We start from the raw sequence: 16,561 nt of genomic DNA, 5'->3' as shown, positions 1-16,561 counted from the left end.
AGTCCTTTTATTTCGCTAATAAACGTTTATGAGTGTGCACTGACATTAAAATGCCAAAGCCGGCCATTAGCGTCACCATTGAAGTACCGCCATAGCTAATTAAGGGCAAAGGAATGCCCACTACGGGTAATAAACCACTGACCATGCCGATATTAACAAACACATAGACAAAAAAAGTCAGCGTAAGTGCGCCGCCTAACAGCCGAGGAAACGCACCTTGGGCTTGCATGGAAATATACAAGCCTCGCCAAATAATGAAGAGGTATAACAGCACCAGTGCACAAACGCCAATTAAGCCGAACTCTTCTGCTAATACCGCAAAAATAAAGTCGGTGTGACGCTCTGGCAAAAACTCTAATTGGGACTGGGTGCCTTGCAACCAACCCTTGCCCCATAAGCCGCCGGAGCCAATAGCAATCTTAGACTGGATAATATGGTAGCCAGCCCCGAGGGGATCAGACTCAGGGTTGAGCAGAGTCAATACTCGTCGTTTTTGATAATCATGCATAAAGAAAAACCACAGCGGGGGCAATAGCGCACCCAGTGCGATGGCCGCGGCCAGTATTAGGCGCCATGAAAGGCCCGCTAAAAAAATAACAAATACGCCCGAGGCCACCACCAGCAGGGCGGTGCCTAAGTCGGGTTGTTTAGCAATTAATAGCGTAGGCACCAACACCATGCCCAAGGCCAGGCTTAAGCGTAATAAGCTTGGCGGCAAGGGGTAGCGACTAATGTAGGTGGCGATCATCATGGGCATCACCAGTTTCATCAGCTCCGAGGGCTGAAAGCGAATGCTGCCAAACTCTAACCAGCGCTGTGCTCCTTTGCCTACATCACCAATAAGCATCACCAGCACTAATAAGCTGACCCCTACAATAAAAACGGGCGGTGCCCAGCGAGCATAAAAACTGGGCTGTAATTGGGCTAAACCCAGCATAATGACCAGCGAGAGTACGATGCGCATGCTTTGGCGAAAAAGAGCATCGACGTCCTCACCGGTTGCTGAGTATAAAACGATTAAACTGGCGCCCAATAAGCTGAGCAAGCCTAGAAATAGCGGCCAGTCTAAATGCAGTATTTGCCACAGCGGGCGGCGATTATGCGGGTTATTCATCGGCCGACTCCTCGTCGTCAACGGGGGGCTCTATTTCAGGGATCATATATAAGTCAATTAAGGAACGCGCCACGGGCGCGGCATGGGAGCTACCCCCGCCGACGTTTTCTAACACCACAGACACTACCACTTCGGGATCTTCATAAGGGGCGTAGCCAATAAAGAGGGCGTTATCACGCAGATGCTCTTTGGTTGAGGCGTGATCATATTGCTGGTTTTCCGCCAAACTGAAAACTTGGGCCGTGCCGGATTTACCCGCGGCCGTATAAGGCGTGTCGGCAAAGGCGCGCCGTGCGGTGCCTTCTTTGCCATTAATGACTCTGTGCATACCAGCCAGCGCCACATTCCAATAGCTGTCATGTTTCAGCTCAATGGGCTCGCCTTTACTAATGGGCATAGAAATCATGCCCTCAGATGTACCAATGCCATGCAATAAGCGTGGATGTATGGTTTCACCATGATCAATTAAAATGGTAGCGGCGCGCGCCAGTTGTAAAGGTGTCGCTGCCCAATAACCTTGACCGATACCCACCGAAATCGTATCGCCTTGAAACCACGCTTGTTTATGGCGAGCGCGCTTCCAATCCCGTGAGGGCATGGTACCGTTTGCTTCTTCGTGCAGATCGATGCCCGAATATTCACCAAAGCCAAAGCGGCTCATATAATCGTGCATGGTGTCGATGCCGGCTTTATAGGCCAAGTCATAGAAAAAAGTATCGGCAGAGATTTCAATGGCCCGATAGACATCCATCCAGCCGTGACCCCAGCGGCGCCAGTCGCGAAATTTATGCTTGGTATTCGGAATTTGAAAATAGGGGCCACCAAAATATCGCGTCCCTGGGGTAAAGATGCCCTCGTTTAAGCCCATCACTGCTAGCATAGGTTTCACCGTAGAGGCAGGGGCATAGATACCTTGACTGGCGCGGTTAATCAGCGGGCGGTCGGGGTTATTCAATAACGCCCGATATTCGGGGCCACTGATGCCATGGACAAATAAGTTAGGGTCGTAGCTTGGACTTGAGATGAGCGCTAAAATTTTGCCATCTTTGGGGGTCATGATCACGGCCGCCCCACGGCGATTAGCCATGAGTTTTTGTGCTTTAACTTGTAAGCCCACATCCACATTAAGATAAATATCATTGCCTGGGATGGGCGGTTGATATTTTAGGGTGCGGATCACGCGCCCGCGGTTATTGACTTCCACTTCTTGATAGCCGGTTTGGCCATGCAACATATCTTCATAATAACGCTCTATGCCAAGCTTACCTATGTCTTGGGAGGCGGCATAATTGGCCAGTTTATTGTCGGCTTTAAGACGGGCGACGTCTTTATCATTAATGCGCGCCACATAGCCAATGACATGGGTAAAGGTATCGCGATAGGGGTAAAAGCGCTTTAAGTAAGCTTCAATGGCCGCCCCGGGAAATTTATGCTGATTAATACTAAAGCGCGCCACTTGGTCTTCATCGAGGCGATTTACTAATACCACTGGCGTAAAACGACGCTGGCGCTTTACTTCATTAAAAAAGCGCGCTTTTACGCTGGGGTCGAGATCCAGTAAGTCAATTAACTTATCAACGTTTTGCTCTAGCTCGGGAGCCAGCTCAGGGATAATTTCTAGGCTGTAAATGGGGCGGTTTTCGGCTAGTAAGATACCATTTCGGTCAAAGATTAAACCGCGTGTTGGCGGCACGGGCACCACTTTAATGCGGTTATCGTTGGAGCGCGTTTGATAGCTTTGATGCTCATTAATTTGCAGATGATATAAGTTGGCGACCAGCACCCCCATCAACACCGTAATGCTAATAAAAGCAATAACAGCGCGTCGCCAAAACAAAGAAGACTCAGCGCCATGATCGCGCATCTTTACTCGCGGTTTGGCCATGCTTATTCTCTGTGGTAGGGGTGATTAGTGTTGAGGCTCCAGGCGCGATACAGACTTTCAGCTGTAACAACACGCACTAAAGGATGCGGCAGTGTTAAATTGGAGAGCGACCAAGACTGCTCAGCGGCGGCTTTACATGCCGGCGCTAAGCCCTCTGGCCCACCAATTAAGATAGCCACATCTCGGCCATCCATTTGCCAGCGCTCCAATTCAGTGGCCAGTTGCGGCGTAGACCAAGGGCGACCAGGAATATCCAACGTCACAATACGTGCCGACTTCGCCACTGCCGCCAGCATGAGTTCCCCTTCACGTTGTAAAATACGCTCAATATCGGCGTTTTTACCCCGTTTACCGGCACTAATTTCGATAAGCTCTAAGGGCAAATCCCGCGGGAAACGGCGTTGGTATTCTTTAAAACCGCTGGTGACCCAAGCAGGCATTTTGGTGCCCACTGCCACCAGTTGTAGTTTCATTAGGCTGACGCTCCAGCGGTTGGGCCACCCCAAAGTTTTTCAAGTTGGTATAAATCACGGGTTTCATCTTGCATGACATGAACAATCACATCACCTAAGTCGACTAATACCCATTCACCTAAGTCTTTACCCTGCATACTTAAATAATTTAAGTTAGCTTGCTTGGCGTCCATGACTAAACGCTCGGCAATGGCATTAACGTGGCGGCTAGAGGTGCCTGAGCATACGATCATGCAATCGGTAATGGTGGACTTGCCAACCACATCCAGTACTTGGATGTCTTGGGCTTTACTATCGTCGAGCTTATCAACAATAAAATCGTACAATTCTTGACCTTGCAAGGGGCGCGCTCCTCAATAAAAAAATGACGGCGGATTATAACACGTGCAATTGATAGAGTCCCTTGTCTCGAATGTAGTTGAGCACGCCTTCTGGCAACAAATATTGCGGATTGTTCCCAGCTTGCAAGCAATGACGAATTTGTGACGAAGAAATATCCAGTTGCGGATTATTAAAAAGATAAATATGGCCTTGGGTTTTGCTACTTAATAGGCTGGCATCATCGGTAAGATGGCGCTGGATAAAGTCATGCAAAGTGGTATTAAATTGCGGCTGCCAGCCTGGCCTGTGCCCCACCACTAAGTGCGCATAATTGAGCAGCTCTTGCCAGCCATGCCATTTATCTAGGCTACATAATGAGTCCATACCCATAATAAAACACAGAGCGCGAGTAGGGTGCTCGCCTCTTAGCTCTTTTAGCGTATCAAGCGTATAAGAGGGGCGGTTGCGGTTAAGCTCGCGCGCATCTACCACTAATCCGGGCGTCGCTGCGGCCGCTAATTTCGCCATATTAAGCCGATGGTTAGCATCGCTGTCGGGCGTGGCCTTATGCGGCGGAATATAATTTGGAATCAGGCGTACTTCGCTTAAGCCCAACTGCTCTAACATGGCAATAGCGGGGCGCAAATGCCCGACATGAATAGGGTCAAAGGTGCCACCCAACAAACCAATAGCGTTCTTCATGATGTTCTCGGGTGAGCAATGAAGCGTAAGGCGTTAAGGTCAACCCACCCATTCGCGCCTGTGCTGATTGTATTCATCTTTTACTCCTCACTATTGGCCCTCACCGCTTATGGATTAATTCCCATCTTCTTGCCATCTAAAAATCCCACGCAGAGGCTATATAACCAGCGCCACGCTTCGTCTTCCTCAAAATTGGCTACCGCCACATCGGCCGCCCCTAACATAGCTTGTAATTGTTGTAGCTTAGCCAACGGCAGGCGCTGCAGTGCGCTTTGTACTAAGCCTTGGCGGCTAGACCAAATATGCAGCTCGGCCGCCAACTTAGAAAAGGACTGTCCTGCCGTTAAGCCCAGCTGCATGTGTATTAAAGGGGTGAGCTCACGGGCAAATAAATGACATAGCATGCCCGCTTCAATCCCCTCGGCGCGCAGTTGCAGTAAAATTCGCGTGGCGCGCTTAACTTTGCCCTCTAACAGCGGGTCAAATAATTGAAAGGGATTAAATTGATGATGGGGCTGCACTTGTTCTTGTAACAGCGCCAAACTTAATGGCGAGGGTAATTGCTGTAAGGCGAGCTTTTCAAGCTCGCCATTTAGTGCTAATAAATTCCCTTCAAACGCTAAGCTTAGCCATTGCACGCCATCATTATCTATTTGTAAGCCATGTTGTTTGATGCGCTGCTGTAGCCAGCGTAGCCAATGGCTGCCCTCGGGGGTATTCACCAGTATCACAGGGCCTGCTTGGCTAATGGCACTAAACCAAGCGCTTTTTTGTTGTTGCTGATTTAGTTTAGGGCCGGTGATGAGAAGTAATAAGTCGGGATGACATTGCTTAAGTAACTCGCCCAGTCGTTGGGCGCTGTTTTTATCCAGCTTTTCGGGAAGTGCTAGTTCGATAATTTGTCGCTGGCTAAATAAACTTAATGATTGGCTGGCGCTAAATATGTCGTCCCACTCTAGGTTGGGTGCGTCAAAGCGAAGATGATCATCAAAGCCATTGTTACGCGCGCATTGGCGCAGCATATCCAGCGCTTCTAACTTAAGAAGCGGTTCATCGCCATAAATAAAATAGCAGGGCGCGAGCCCTGCTTGAAGATGATGTGCCAGTTTTTCAGGATATAAGCGCATTAGAAGCTTAAGCGGTTAAGTTGGCGAATAATTTGCTCAGCGGCTTCTTGCTCCATTTGTTCGCGCAGTTGTTGCTGCTCTCGGCTAGAAGCCAGCGCTTGTGCGGATTTATCAAGAAAGCTGCGGTTAAAGGTCACGTTAAACACTTGGCGTGTCTCATCGGGCATATCCAGTGTAAAGCGCGTACCAAAGCGAGTGGCGTACTCTAAGGCATTGGCACGATCGTTAACCGAGGCCACGGTATTTCCTTGTCCAAGTCCTTGGATGCTTAAAATAGGCACCCCTGCACTAACTGGCACCAGCTCAGCTCCGGCTCTTTTTAAGCGCGCCGACACTAAGCGATAAAATTGACTTTTATTATCGCCCACTAAGGCCAGCTTATGTAACTCAGGCGCGAGGTTGTCACCACCGCGCAATTGAAAGCCACAGCCGACCAACAATAAGGTCAGTAGCACCAGCACGCTGGCTTTAATGCGATAAAGCATAAAATATTCCTTTAACTGATGTGAGGAGTTAGGCGTGAGATGTCACCCCCTCACTTTGCACATCTCACGCCTTACAACAAGATCAGTTCGCCACTATATTTAGCAGCTTGCCAGGGACGTAAATCACTTTACGAATGGTTTTATCTTCCAAATGACGAGCGACGTTTTCATCCGCTTGCGCTAGGCCACTCACCGTGTCTTGGTCGGCATCGGCGGCGACGGTAATTTTACCGCGCACCTTGCCGTTCACCTGCACTACCACTAGCTTTTCATCTTCCACTAGGGCGCTTTGGTCTACTTGTGGCCAAGGAGCGTGATCAATATCTTGCTGACCTAGCGCTTGCCACAATTCAAAACAGGTATGAGGAATAATAGGATGCAGCATCACTGTGATGGCCGCGAGCGCTTCTTGCAACAAGGCGCGGTTTTGCGCATCACTGCCATCGGCTTTAGTCAGCTTATTCATCAACTCCATGATGGCGGCAATAGCGGTATTAAAGGTCTGACGACGGCCAATGTCATCGCTCACTTTAGCGATGGTTTTGTGTACTTCACGGCGTAGCGCTTTTTGCTCGCTGTTTAAGCTGGCCACATCCAGTTGTGCCACTGAGCCTTGAGCTTGGTGCTCATAGACTAAACGCCACAGGCGTTTAATAAAGCGCTGAGCGCCTTCCACACCGGCATCTGACCATTCCAGCGTCATGTCAGCGGGCGCGGCAAACATCATAAACAAACGCACGGTATCGGCGCCGTATTTATCAATCATAACTTGCGGGTCTATGCCGTTATTTTTTGACTTAGACATTTTAGTCATGCCGGTGTGCACTAAATCGTGGCCTTCGGAGTCTTGGGCTTTTTTAATGCGCCCTTTTTCATCGCGCTCAACGCTTACCTCTAAAGGACTTACCCAAGTGCGCGCGCCTTTGTCATCGGTATGGTAAAACGCATCGGCTAATACCATGCCTTGGCAAAGTAGGCGCTTAAAGGGCTCGTCGGAATTTACTAAGCCGGTATCGCGCAGTAATTTATGGAAAAAGCGTGAATATAATAAGTGCATACACGCATGCTCTATGCCGCCAATATATTGATCCACTGGCAGCCAATAGTTGGCTTTTTCAGAGTCGAGCATGGCGTTATCGCTGTGCGGGCTACAATAGCGCGCGTAATACCAAGAAGACTCCATAAAAGTGTCAAAGGTATCGGTTTCGCGCAGTGCCGGCTGGCCATTATAAGTGGTTTTTGCCCACTCCGGATCCGCTTTAATGGGGCTTTGAATGCCATCCATCACCACATCTTCTGGCAACACCACCGGTAAGTCTGCTTCAGGCACTCCGACCACTGAGCCATCTTCTAAGTTCAGCATAGGGATAGGCGCCCCCCAATAACGCTGTCGGCTCACGCCCCAATCGCGCAGGCGATAGTTAACGGTACGTTGACCGAGATTTTTCTCGATTAAGGTATCGGCGATAGCATCAAAGGCCGCTGCAAAGTCTAAGCCATCAAAGGAGCCTGAGTTAAACAGGATGCCATGCTCGGTATAGGCTTCTTTGGTGATGTCGAGCTCGCTACCGTCCTCAGGCTTAATAACCGGGATAATGTCTAAGCCATATTGTTTGGCAAATTCATAATCGCGTTCATCATGAGCCGGTACTGACATTACGGCACCTGAGCCATAATCCATTAACACAAAGTTGGCTACCCAAATAGGGACTTGCTTACCCGTTAGCGGATGGATGGCATATAACCCTGTGGCCATGCCTTTTTTGTCCATGGTCGCTACATCTGCTTCAGCCACTTTACTGTTGTGCTTGCACTCTTCAATAAAGGCCGCGAGCGCTGGGTTATTGGCTGTGGCTTGCTCGGCGAGCGGGTGACCTGCGGCAATGCCTACATAAGTAACGCCAAACAGAGTGTCGGGGCGAGTGGTATACACTTCAAATGATTGAGCTTGCACGGGCGCTTGGTCGGCTACGGCAAAGCGTAAGGTGACGCCTTCACTGCGGCCAATCCAGTTACGCTGCATGGCCTTAACTTGCTCGGGCCATTCATCTAAATTATCTAGCTCGCTGAGTAATTCATCGGCATAGTCGGTAATTTTAATAAACCACTGTGGAATTTCTTTGCGCTCCACCGGCGAGTCACAGCGCCAGCAGCAGCCGTCATTAACTTGCTCATTGGCTAATACGGTTTCGTCATTAGGACACCAGTTGACCGATGAGGTTTTCTTATACACTAAACCTTGCTCATAAAGCTTAGTAAAAAACCACTGCTCCCAGCGATAGTATTCTGGGTCACAGGTAGCAAACTCTCGGCTCCAATCATAACCAAAGCCTAAGCGCTTCAACTGGTTTTTCATGTAGTCGATATTTTCATAGGTCCAAGGTGCGGGTGCCGTCTTATTATTAATAGCGGCGTTCTCTGCTGGCAAGCCAAAAGCATCCCAACCTATGGGTTGCATAACATTTTTACCTTGCAGGCGTTGATAACGCGAGATAACGTCACCTATGGTGTAGTTACGTACATGCCCCATGTGCAGTCGGCCAGAAGGATAAGGAAACATAGAGAGGCAATAGAATTTCTCTTTATCTGCTTGTTCTGTAGCCTTAAAGGTCTGCTGTTCTGCCCATAGCTCTTGTACTTTGGGCTCAATGTTTTGGGGAATGTATTGCTCTTGCATTAGGGACATCCGGATCTGAGAAATGGGTGATAAACCACGGCGAAATATCGACATAGAATACCCTAGGGGGGAAAGGCAACAATAGCCGCCCTTAGTGCTTATCATCTTAAGGGAGAAAGCAGATGGATAATCAAGATCATAAAAAGAAAAAAGGCTATGACCAGTTTGTTGCTGAGCTAAGAAAGCGCTGGCAAGAAAATGAAGATGCCAGCATTAAAGAATTAGTAGATAAGACCCGCGCCTATATGGAAGCGGCCAGTGATTTAACTAAAGACGAAATTGCCTTGATCTCCGAATACGTTAAGCGTGATTTGGTTGAGTTAGAAGTCAGTGGGGAAGACTTTAGAGATAGCCTTTATTATCAACGCATTAAAGAAACCGTATGGGGCTGGTTGTCCGATATTACCGACCAAAGCCAATTAGAGTGGCAGGAGCTGGCTACCGAGCTGACTAATCACGGTGAGTATCATGCCGGCGAGGTAGTGGGTCCTGGGCGCTTTGATTGCACCTTGTGTGCGCACTCTCATGAAGTGACGCACCCTGAAGTACTCACCACGTGTTTAGAGTGCAATCACGACTGCTTTATTCGCCGACCGTTAGCGCTCTGACAGACAGCCGTACGTGATACGCCGTACGCTACCCATTAAAGCAAAAAACACCGAGTCGATAAGACTCGGTGTTTTTTCGTGCCGCGTTCAGCGTTAACTTCTGGCTCTGGTGCGTAGGTTTTCTTGAGCGGCAAGACGCTGCTGATGTCCGTAGTATTGGCGCCGACCTTGAGTAATTCCCACTAAGGCGCTAATTAATAACCACGCCATTAAGGGCGCACTTCCAAAGCTGGCATAGGGAGTAAGCCCTGTGGTGCCCATCACTTTAGCCTGTAATACGCCCATGGTAAATTGCGGGTATTGAGCCTGAATTTGGCCTTTTTCATCGGTAACTAAAGTGACGCCATTATTGGTAGCCCGGATCAGCGGGCGGCCTAATTCTAGAGCGCGCATGCGCGCAATTTGTTGATGCTGCCAAGGGCCAATTGATTGCCCAAACCAGGTATCGTTAGACACGGTAAGCAAGTAATCGGTGTCGGGTTTGGTGTTGGCGCGCACTAAGCCCGGAAAGGCCACTTCATAACAAATAGCCACACTTAATTGCTGCCCTGCCACGCTTAAGTCAGGCTGGCCGGCTTGCCCTTTAGCAAAAGAAGACATTGGTAAGTTAAAAAATGGTGCTAATGGTCGTAATAAATCGCCAAAGGGCACAAACTCACCAATGGGCACTAGGTGCTGTTTATAGTAGCGATTGCTGTGCTCTAATTGATAAGGAATGGCGTTTTTACCCAAAGTGATGACCGAGTTATAAGTTTCACCAGAGTCGGGTTGTGACACTAAACCGGTAATCAAACTTTGGCCACGTTCACGCATTAGGCGATCCACTTGTTGTAGCCAAGGCGCTAATTCTTGTTCACTACTGGGCAGCGCTGATTCTGGCCAGATCACCACATCTGCATCGCGCAGCGGTAACGTGAGGTTAATATAGCGCTGTAAGCTTTGCTCTAAATGTCCTGGGATCCATTTTAGCGATTGTTCGATATTGCCCTGTACCAGCGCAAAGCGACTTTCTTGGGTAGGCGTTACCCAAGAAAGTGAGCTGGCGCCAACGGCTAAACCCCATAACACTAAGGTGGCGACACTTGGCCACCAGCGAAAGTGGCGTTGCAGTAATAACCACACGCTGGCTGCAGAGAAGATAAGCAGCCAACTAATGCCTTGTACGCCCGCCAGCGGTGCCAGTGCGGCTAAGGGACCATCGACTTGACTGTAACCAAACCATAACCACGGAAAACCGGTGAGTACCCAGCCGCGTAACCAATCGGCGGCAATTAAAAGGGCGGGTAATACTAACAATGCGCGCCAGGCGCGTGCGGGCACTAAGCGCTGTGCCAACCAAATGGCAGCGGCGGTATATAAGCTTAAATAAGCGGCTAATAAAGCCACCAATAAAAAAGCCACCCATAAGGGGATCCCGCCAAACAGCGTCATGCTGTTATGGATCCACCACAAGCCATATAGGTAAAAACCAAAGGCCCAGATAAAGGCGCGCTTAGCGGCTAATTTGGGTGCTAAGTTTTGGGTACTGGCATACAAGCCAAACAAAGACACCAGTGCCAATGGCCAGTAATCAAAAGGACTAAAAGCAAATACCCCTATTACCCCACTTAATAGGGCAATGAGGCTGGGTAAAAAATGGCGCACGGTTATAAAGTATCCGAAGTAGCTGAGTCCTGGGTAGCGGGCAGCTTAACCTGTAATTGCAGCAAACGTCGACGATCCGCGTGGGCCACCTTGAAGATAAAGCCATTAATTTCCAGTTGTTCTCCTTTAGCAGGTAAGTGGCCAAAGGCGTGCATCACAAGCCCACCTACTGTGTCTGCCTCTTCATCACTAAAGTCGGTATTAAAAAACTCGTTAAAGTCTTCGATATCGGTGAGGGCGGCGACTGAATAGACGCGCGACGTAATTTGTCGGATTTCTTCACTTTCCTCGGCATCAAATTCATCTTCAATGTCGCCAACAATCAATTCTAAAATATCTTCAATGGTCACCAGCCCTGATACACCGCCAAACTCATCGACGACGATGGCCATGTGATAACGCTCTTGGCGAAATTCTTTTAGCAGCTTATCTAGGCGCTTACTTTCTGGTACCACCACAGCGGGGCGTAATATTTTATCGATAGCGAAAGTATCGTCGTTTAGCGAAAAACCGTATTGCAGCAGATCTTTTGCTAACAAAATGCCTTCTATGTGGTCTTTATCTTCATTAACCACCGGAAAGCGTGAGTGCGTAGACTCAATAATCATGGGCAAAAATGACGACACCGGTTGGGACTTTTCCACCGTGACCATCTGTGAGCGGGGGATCATAATATCGCGTACTCTTAACTCGCTAACCTCGAGTACGCCTTCAATCATGTCTTTGGTGTCTTGATCGATCAGCTCACGCTGACTGGCTTCCATGATCACTTCTACTAACTCTTCACGATTCTTCGGTTCGCCCTGAAAAAGTTGGCCTAGTTTTTCTAGCCAGTTTTTCTTAGCGGACGAACCGTGTTCTGAGTTCGAATTATCGTCGCTCATTGACCTAATTTAACCTTCATCATCTAAATAGGGATTGGCATAGCCAAGGCTTGCCAAGATGGCAATTTCTTTTGCTTCCATTATCTCGGCTTCATCATCTTTAATATGGTCAAAGCCCAGTAAATGCAAGCAGCCGTGTACCACTATGTGCGCCCAGTGGGCGTTAAGCGACTTAGCTTGGTCTTGTGCTTCTTGCTCTACCACTTGGCGACACACCACTAAATCACCCAGTAACGGGATATTAATCCCTGGTGGTGCTACAAACGGAAAAGATAGCACATTGGTGGGCTTATCTTTAGCGCGATAATCAAGATTGAGTTGCTGGCTCTCGGCTTCGTCCACGATGCGCAAGGTCACTTCTGCTTCATCACGCTCGTCTTTTAGGGCCGCTTGCATCCACTGTAAAATATCTGCTTCTCGGGGCAGAGTGGGTGAGGGGGCGGTCGCGATTTGTAAGTCTAACCACAGTTTCATGACTGACCCTCATCGTGACTTCGCTGTTGATTATCAAATAGCTCATAGGCGCGAACTATACGAGCCACGACGGGATGGCGCACCACATCTTCGGCTTCAAAAAAGTTAAATGACAAGCCTTCAACGCCGTCTAATACTTCCATTGCATGGCGCAGGCCAGATTTAGCATTGCGCGGTAAGTCGACTTGAGTAATATCACCGGTTACTACGGCGCGCGAGTTAAAGCCGATGCGCGTTAAAAACATCTTCATTTGCTCGAGCGTAGTATTTTGACTTTCATCGAGAATAATAAATGCATCATTTAGGGTGCGCCCACGCATATAGGCTAATGGCGCCACTTCAATTACATTGCGCTCAATGAGTTTTTCTACTTGCTCAAAGCCAAGCATTTCAAATAATGCATCATAAAGTGGGCGCAAATAAGGATCTACTTTTTGACTAAGATCCCCTGGCAAAAAGCCCAGCTTTTCACCGGCCTCTACCGCGGGGCGAGTTAATAAGATCCTGCGCACTTCTTGGCGCTCTAGGGCATCTACCGCCGCCGCCACTGCCAAATAAGTTTTACCTGTGCCCGCCGGACCAATGCCAAAGGTAATATCATGGCTTAACATGTGCGCAATATAATTAGCTTGGTTAGGGCTGCGCGGTTTAATTAAGCCGCGCTTAGTTTTAATGGTGAGTGCTTTGTCATAGATATGATGGGCATCGGGGCGAATATCTTGCTCAAGAGTTTGGCTTTCTTGTATTAATAAGTGCACTAAATCTGGCGTAATATCAGGTACGCCTTGATCGCGAAGCGGTTGGGTTTGGACATATAAGTCTTTCAGTAATTCGCAGGCTATGTTTATCTGAGCGGGCTTACCCGCAATGCTAAAATGCTGATTATGATAATTGATGGCCACGCCTAAGCGGCGCTCGAGTTGTTTAATATTGTCATCTAGCGGGCCACATAGGCTAGCTAGGCGTGCGCCATCGGCAGGCTGCAATTCCAGTTCTACAGTCGTTGTCAAAATAACTCCTGTTATTTAAGCGTGAAGCGTAAGTGATAAATAGTAAAGAGGTAAAACCGTAAAGGCTGTACCACAAGATACAGCCTATTAGTGACGACATTGTGGGTGGGTACTTCATCTGCGTACCTTACCTCTCACGCCTCATTCCTTACCCTAATGTTAAGGTGTAAAAGTAGCCACGCCTATGTCATCGGCCACGCCATCGGGGCGGCGACTTAAAATACTCTTTGGCGAGGTTTGCACGCGCAAACCCATTTCAGTTTCATCACGGATAAATCTTCCGCGTAAGCTATTAGGGCGTGCTTCAATAATCTCTACATCGGCAAAGCCACCAATAGCGGTATGGGGGCCTTCAAAGTTTACTACTCTATTATTTTCAGTGCGCCCGCGTAATTCCATTGGATTTATCTTAGAGGGGCCTTCCACTAAAATACGCTGAGTGGTGCCCATCATTTGGCGACTGATTTGTTGCGCTTGATTATTAATTAGCGTTTGTAAGCGGGCTAAGCGCGCTTTTTTCTCTTCCATGGGCACATCATCGGGTAAATCTGCCGCCGGCGTGCCGGGGCGGGCGCTAAAGATAAAGCTATAGCTTAAATCAAAGCCTACGTCTTCGATAAGCTTCATGGTTTGTGCAAAATCTTCTTCATCTTCCCCAGGAAAACCAATAATAAAGTCAGAGCTAATGGTCACGTCTGGGCGGGCGGCGCGTAATTTACGGATCTTAGACTTATATTCAAGCGCGGTATGCGGGCGCTTCATTAGCGTCAAAATTCGGTCTGAGCCACTTTGTACAGGCAAGTGCAAAAAGCTAACCAATTCTGGCGTATCTTTATAGACTTCAATAATGTCATCGGTAAATTCAATAGGATGACTGGTGGTGTAGCGCACCCGATCAATGCCATCGATGGAGGCGACTAAGCGTAATAACTCGGCAAAGGTACAAATTTCTCCATCGTGAGTGTCACCACGATACCCATTCACGTTTTGGCCTAATAAATTAACTTCTCGCACCCCTTGGTCGGCGAGCTGGGCAATTTCGTAAAGCACATCGTCTAGAGGGCGACTGACTTCTTCGCCTCGGGTATAGGGTACGACGCAAAAAGAACAATATTTTGAGCAGCCTTCCATAATCGACACATAGGCGGTGGGTCCTTCGGCGCGCGGCTCAGGCAAATTGTCGAATTTTTCAATTTCAGGAAACGCCACATCCACTTGAGCACCATTGCCCTCAAGCACGGCTTTAATCATCGCCGGTAAACGATGCAGTGTTTGTGGGCCAAAGACGAGGTCCACATAGTGGGCGCGGGCGCGGATGGCTTCCCCTTCTTGAGACGCCACACAGCCGCCTACCCCTATCACCAGCTTTGGGTTGATCATTTTAAGAGGACGCCAGCGTCCGAGTTGATGAAAGACTTTTTCTTGGGCTTTTTCACGGATAGAGCAGGTATTAAGCAACAACACATCCGCTTCGGTAGGATCGTCGGTGAGCTCATAGCCGTGGGTGGCGTCGAGTAAATCAGCCATCTTAGATGAATCATATTCGTTCATCTGACAGCCCCAGGTTTTAATATGAAGTTTTTTGCTCATGGCACTCTTGAAATTACGGCCGATATGCCGGTAAAGGTATACGGCAAGGGACATGGGATCAGGCACCAAATTCTACTCCTTTCTCGCGCTAGTGACCAGATAATATCCAATAGACAGCGTAGGCCGAGCGTGGGATGCTGAGGCTTAATGAGCCATAAAATGAAGCGCTTTTACGCTAACATGGACAAAACATTCATGAGGTAAGCCATGGAACAATGTGATATTGCCATTATAGGTGGCGGTATGGTGGGGGCCTTAGCCGCGGCGTTATTAGCGCCCACTGGGTTGGCAATTCGCTTAATAGAAGCTAAACCAGCAGCCGAGTTTAGCGCCGAACAGCCTTTTGATTTACGCGTCTCTTCTTTAAGTGCGACTTCGGTGGCGTTATTAGAAAAAGCTCACGCTTGGCAAGCTATTCAAGCGATGCGTGCTTGGCCTTATCAGCGCTTAGCAGCGTATGAATGGCCAGGCTTTCATAGTGAGTTTAAGGCCGACTCCTTAGGCTGTGACCATTTAGGTTATATGGTGGAAAATCGCATTATTCAGCTAGGACTGTGGGCTGCGCTTAAATCGTATTCTAATGTGGTACTCGACTGCCCCAATGGCCTACAAGCGCTTCGCCAAGAACAAAGTGCCACCACCTTAACCTTAACGCATGGCCCGCAGTTACAAGCGCGCTTAGTGCTCGCCTGCGATGGGGCCGAGTCTATGACTCGCCAGCTAGCAGAGATAGGTATTAGCGCGTGGGATTATGGCCAGTCTTGCATGTTAATCACGATTGAAGCTGACCAGCTTGAGTCTGATATGACGTGGCAACAATTTACGCCGACCGGGCCGCGCGCTTTTTTACCCTTGGGGGCTCAGCAAGGCTGCTTAGTGTGGTATGACGATAAAGAGCGTATTGCAGCGCTGGCGCAACTTGATAACAATCGATTGGCAGAGCAAATAGCAGCCCATTTTCCAAAGCGTATGGGAAATTTTAGCGTACTAAATAAAGGCAGTTTCCCGCTGCGCCGTCGCCATGCGAATCATTATGTCAGCAGGCGGGTGGTGTTATTAGGAGATGCCGCTCATACCATTAATCCCTTAGCGGGGCAGGGCGTTAACTTAGGCTTTAAGGATGTAGCCGCGCTCGTAAAGCTGGTGAGCCAAGGCGTAGAGGCGCAATTAGATATTGGCGCCCCCGAGCGCTTAGCACGCTACCAGCGCGCTCGTCGCCCCGATAACCTGTTAATGCAAACGGCGATGGATGTGTGTTATCACACCTTTAGTAACGATATTTTACCCCTTAAATTATTTCGGAACCTAGGATTGGCGGCGGCACAGCGCAGCGGCCCTTTAAAAAATCGGGTAATGAAATATGCCATGGGGCTTTAAGGGCCGCGCCTTAGGTTAAACGCTACACGCTATGAGTAATAAGCCACCCTCACGGTCGGCTTATTACTTAATGGCGAGGCTAGCAAAATTCGGGTTTAGCCATAGCTACTAGATCACGCCTTGAGGCATTGAGCTGTTACTTCCGTAAGCCCAACGCTAGACAGCAAAAAGCCGACTCAAGAGTCGGCTT

General features: G+C 48.8%; 15 protein-coding genes. 2 read left to right on the top strand and 13 right to left on the bottom strand.

Annotated elements, in window-relative coordinates; all coding sequences use genetic code 11:
• Positions 1-7 precede the first annotated feature (7 nt).
• The 8 genes from rodA to leuS form a co-directional block, all read right to left on the bottom strand.
• Positions 8-1,114 carry a rod shape-determining protein RodA gene (rodA, locus tag CBP12_RS06365; RefSeq protein WP_086963695.1) on the bottom strand — a complete coding sequence of 369 codons (1,107 nt, stop codon included), beginning with the start codon at positions 1,112-1,114 and terminating at the stop codon, positions 8-10.
• Entirely contained in the window at positions 1,107-2,999 is a 1,893-nt protein-coding gene (gene mrdA, locus CBP12_RS06360) for a penicillin-binding protein 2 (protein WP_086963694.1), read from the bottom strand. The genes rodA and mrdA overlap by 8 nt, the downstream gene beginning before the upstream one ends.
• A 2-nt stretch (positions 3,000-3,001) precedes the next feature.
• Positions 3,002-3,472, bottom strand: a complete 471-nt coding sequence (gene rlmH / locus CBP12_RS06355) for a 23S rRNA (pseudouridine(1915)-N(3))-methyltransferase RlmH (protein ID WP_086963693.1) — start codon at positions 3,470-3,472, stop codon at positions 3,002-3,004.
• Positions 3,472-3,813 carry a ribosome silencing factor gene (rsfS, locus tag CBP12_RS06350; RefSeq protein WP_086963692.1) on the bottom strand — a complete coding sequence of 114 codons (342 nt, stop codon included), beginning with the start codon at positions 3,811-3,813 and terminating at the stop codon, positions 3,472-3,474. The genes rlmH and rsfS overlap by 1 nt, the downstream gene beginning before the upstream one ends.
• A 34-nt stretch (positions 3,814-3,847) precedes the next feature.
• On the bottom strand, positions 3,848-4,498 hold the full coding sequence (nadD, locus tag CBP12_RS06345) for a nicotinate-nucleotide adenylyltransferase (protein WP_198341894.1): 651 nt from the start codon (positions 4,496-4,498) through the stop codon (positions 3,848-3,850).
• A gap of 104 nt (positions 4,499-4,602) precedes the next feature.
• Positions 4,603-5,622, bottom strand: a complete 1,020-nt coding sequence (holA, locus tag CBP12_RS06340) for a DNA polymerase III subunit delta (RefSeq protein ID WP_086963690.1) — start codon at positions 5,620-5,622, stop codon at positions 4,603-4,605.
• Positions 5,622-6,107: an LPS-assembly lipoprotein LptE gene (locus CBP12_RS06335; RefSeq protein ID WP_086963689.1), complete on the bottom strand. Its 486-nt coding sequence runs from the start codon at positions 6,105-6,107 to the stop codon at positions 5,622-5,624. The genes holA and CBP12_RS06335 overlap by 1 nt, the downstream gene beginning before the upstream one ends.
• 82 nt (positions 6,108-6,189) lie before the next feature.
• Positions 6,190-8,784: a leucine--tRNA ligase gene (gene leuS, locus CBP12_RS06330; RefSeq protein ID WP_086963688.1), complete on the bottom strand. Its 2,595-nt coding sequence runs from the start codon at positions 8,782-8,784 to the stop codon at positions 6,190-6,192.
• A gap of 122 nt (positions 8,785-8,906) precedes the next feature.
• Between leuS and CBP12_RS06325 the strand changes: the two genes are divergently transcribed.
• A complete protein-coding gene (locus tag CBP12_RS06325) occupies positions 8,907-9,392 on the top strand; it encodes a zinc ribbon-containing protein (RefSeq protein ID WP_086963687.1) in 486 nt (161 codons plus the stop codon).
• A 93-nt stretch (positions 9,393-9,485) separates the two neighbouring features.
• Here CBP12_RS06325 and lnt read toward each other — a convergent pair whose 3' ends face one another.
• From lnt to miaB, 5 genes are all read right to left on the bottom strand, one after another.
• Complete coding sequence (gene lnt, locus CBP12_RS06320; protein ID WP_086963686.1) at positions 9,486-11,036, bottom strand: apolipoprotein N-acyltransferase; 1,551 nt, start codon at positions 11,034-11,036, stop codon at positions 9,486-9,488.
• A 2-nt stretch (positions 11,037-11,038) separates the two neighbouring features.
• Positions 11,039-11,920 (bottom strand): CNNM family magnesium/cobalt transport protein CorC, encoded by an 882-nt coding sequence (corC, locus tag CBP12_RS06315; RefSeq protein WP_086963685.1) that lies wholly within the window; start codon positions 11,918-11,920, stop codon positions 11,039-11,041.
• 9 nt (positions 11,921-11,929) lie between these two features.
• Positions 11,930-12,394 (bottom strand): rRNA maturation RNase YbeY, encoded by a 465-nt coding sequence (ybeY, locus tag CBP12_RS06310; protein ID WP_086963684.1) that lies wholly within the window; start codon positions 12,392-12,394, stop codon positions 11,930-11,932.
• A complete protein-coding gene (locus tag CBP12_RS06305) occupies positions 12,391-13,404 on the bottom strand; it encodes a PhoH family protein (RefSeq protein ID WP_232455170.1) in 1,014 nt (337 codons plus the stop codon). The genes ybeY and CBP12_RS06305 overlap by 4 nt, the downstream gene beginning before the upstream one ends.
• Before the next feature lie 159 nt (positions 13,405-13,563).
• A complete protein-coding gene (miaB, locus tag CBP12_RS06300) occupies positions 13,564-14,994 on the bottom strand; it encodes a tRNA (N6-isopentenyl adenosine(37)-C2)-methylthiotransferase MiaB (RefSeq protein ID WP_086963682.1) in 1,431 nt (476 codons plus the stop codon).
• 207 nt (positions 14,995-15,201) lie between these two features.
• Here miaB and CBP12_RS06295 point away from each other — a divergent pair, with 207 nt between their 5' ends.
• Complete coding sequence (locus CBP12_RS06295; protein ID WP_086963681.1) at positions 15,202-16,371, top strand: FAD-dependent monooxygenase; 1,170 nt, start codon at positions 15,202-15,204, stop codon at positions 16,369-16,371.
• The last annotated feature ends 190 nt before the right edge of the window (positions 16,372-16,561 follow it).

The sequence above is a fragment of the Oceanisphaera avium genome, from assembly GCF_002157875.1.
Taxonomy (GTDB): Bacteria; Pseudomonadota; Gammaproteobacteria; order Enterobacterales; family Aeromonadaceae; genus Oceanimonas; species Oceanimonas avium.
Note: the sequence above shows the minus strand (reverse complement) of the source record. Positions and strands in the feature narration are given on the sequence as shown.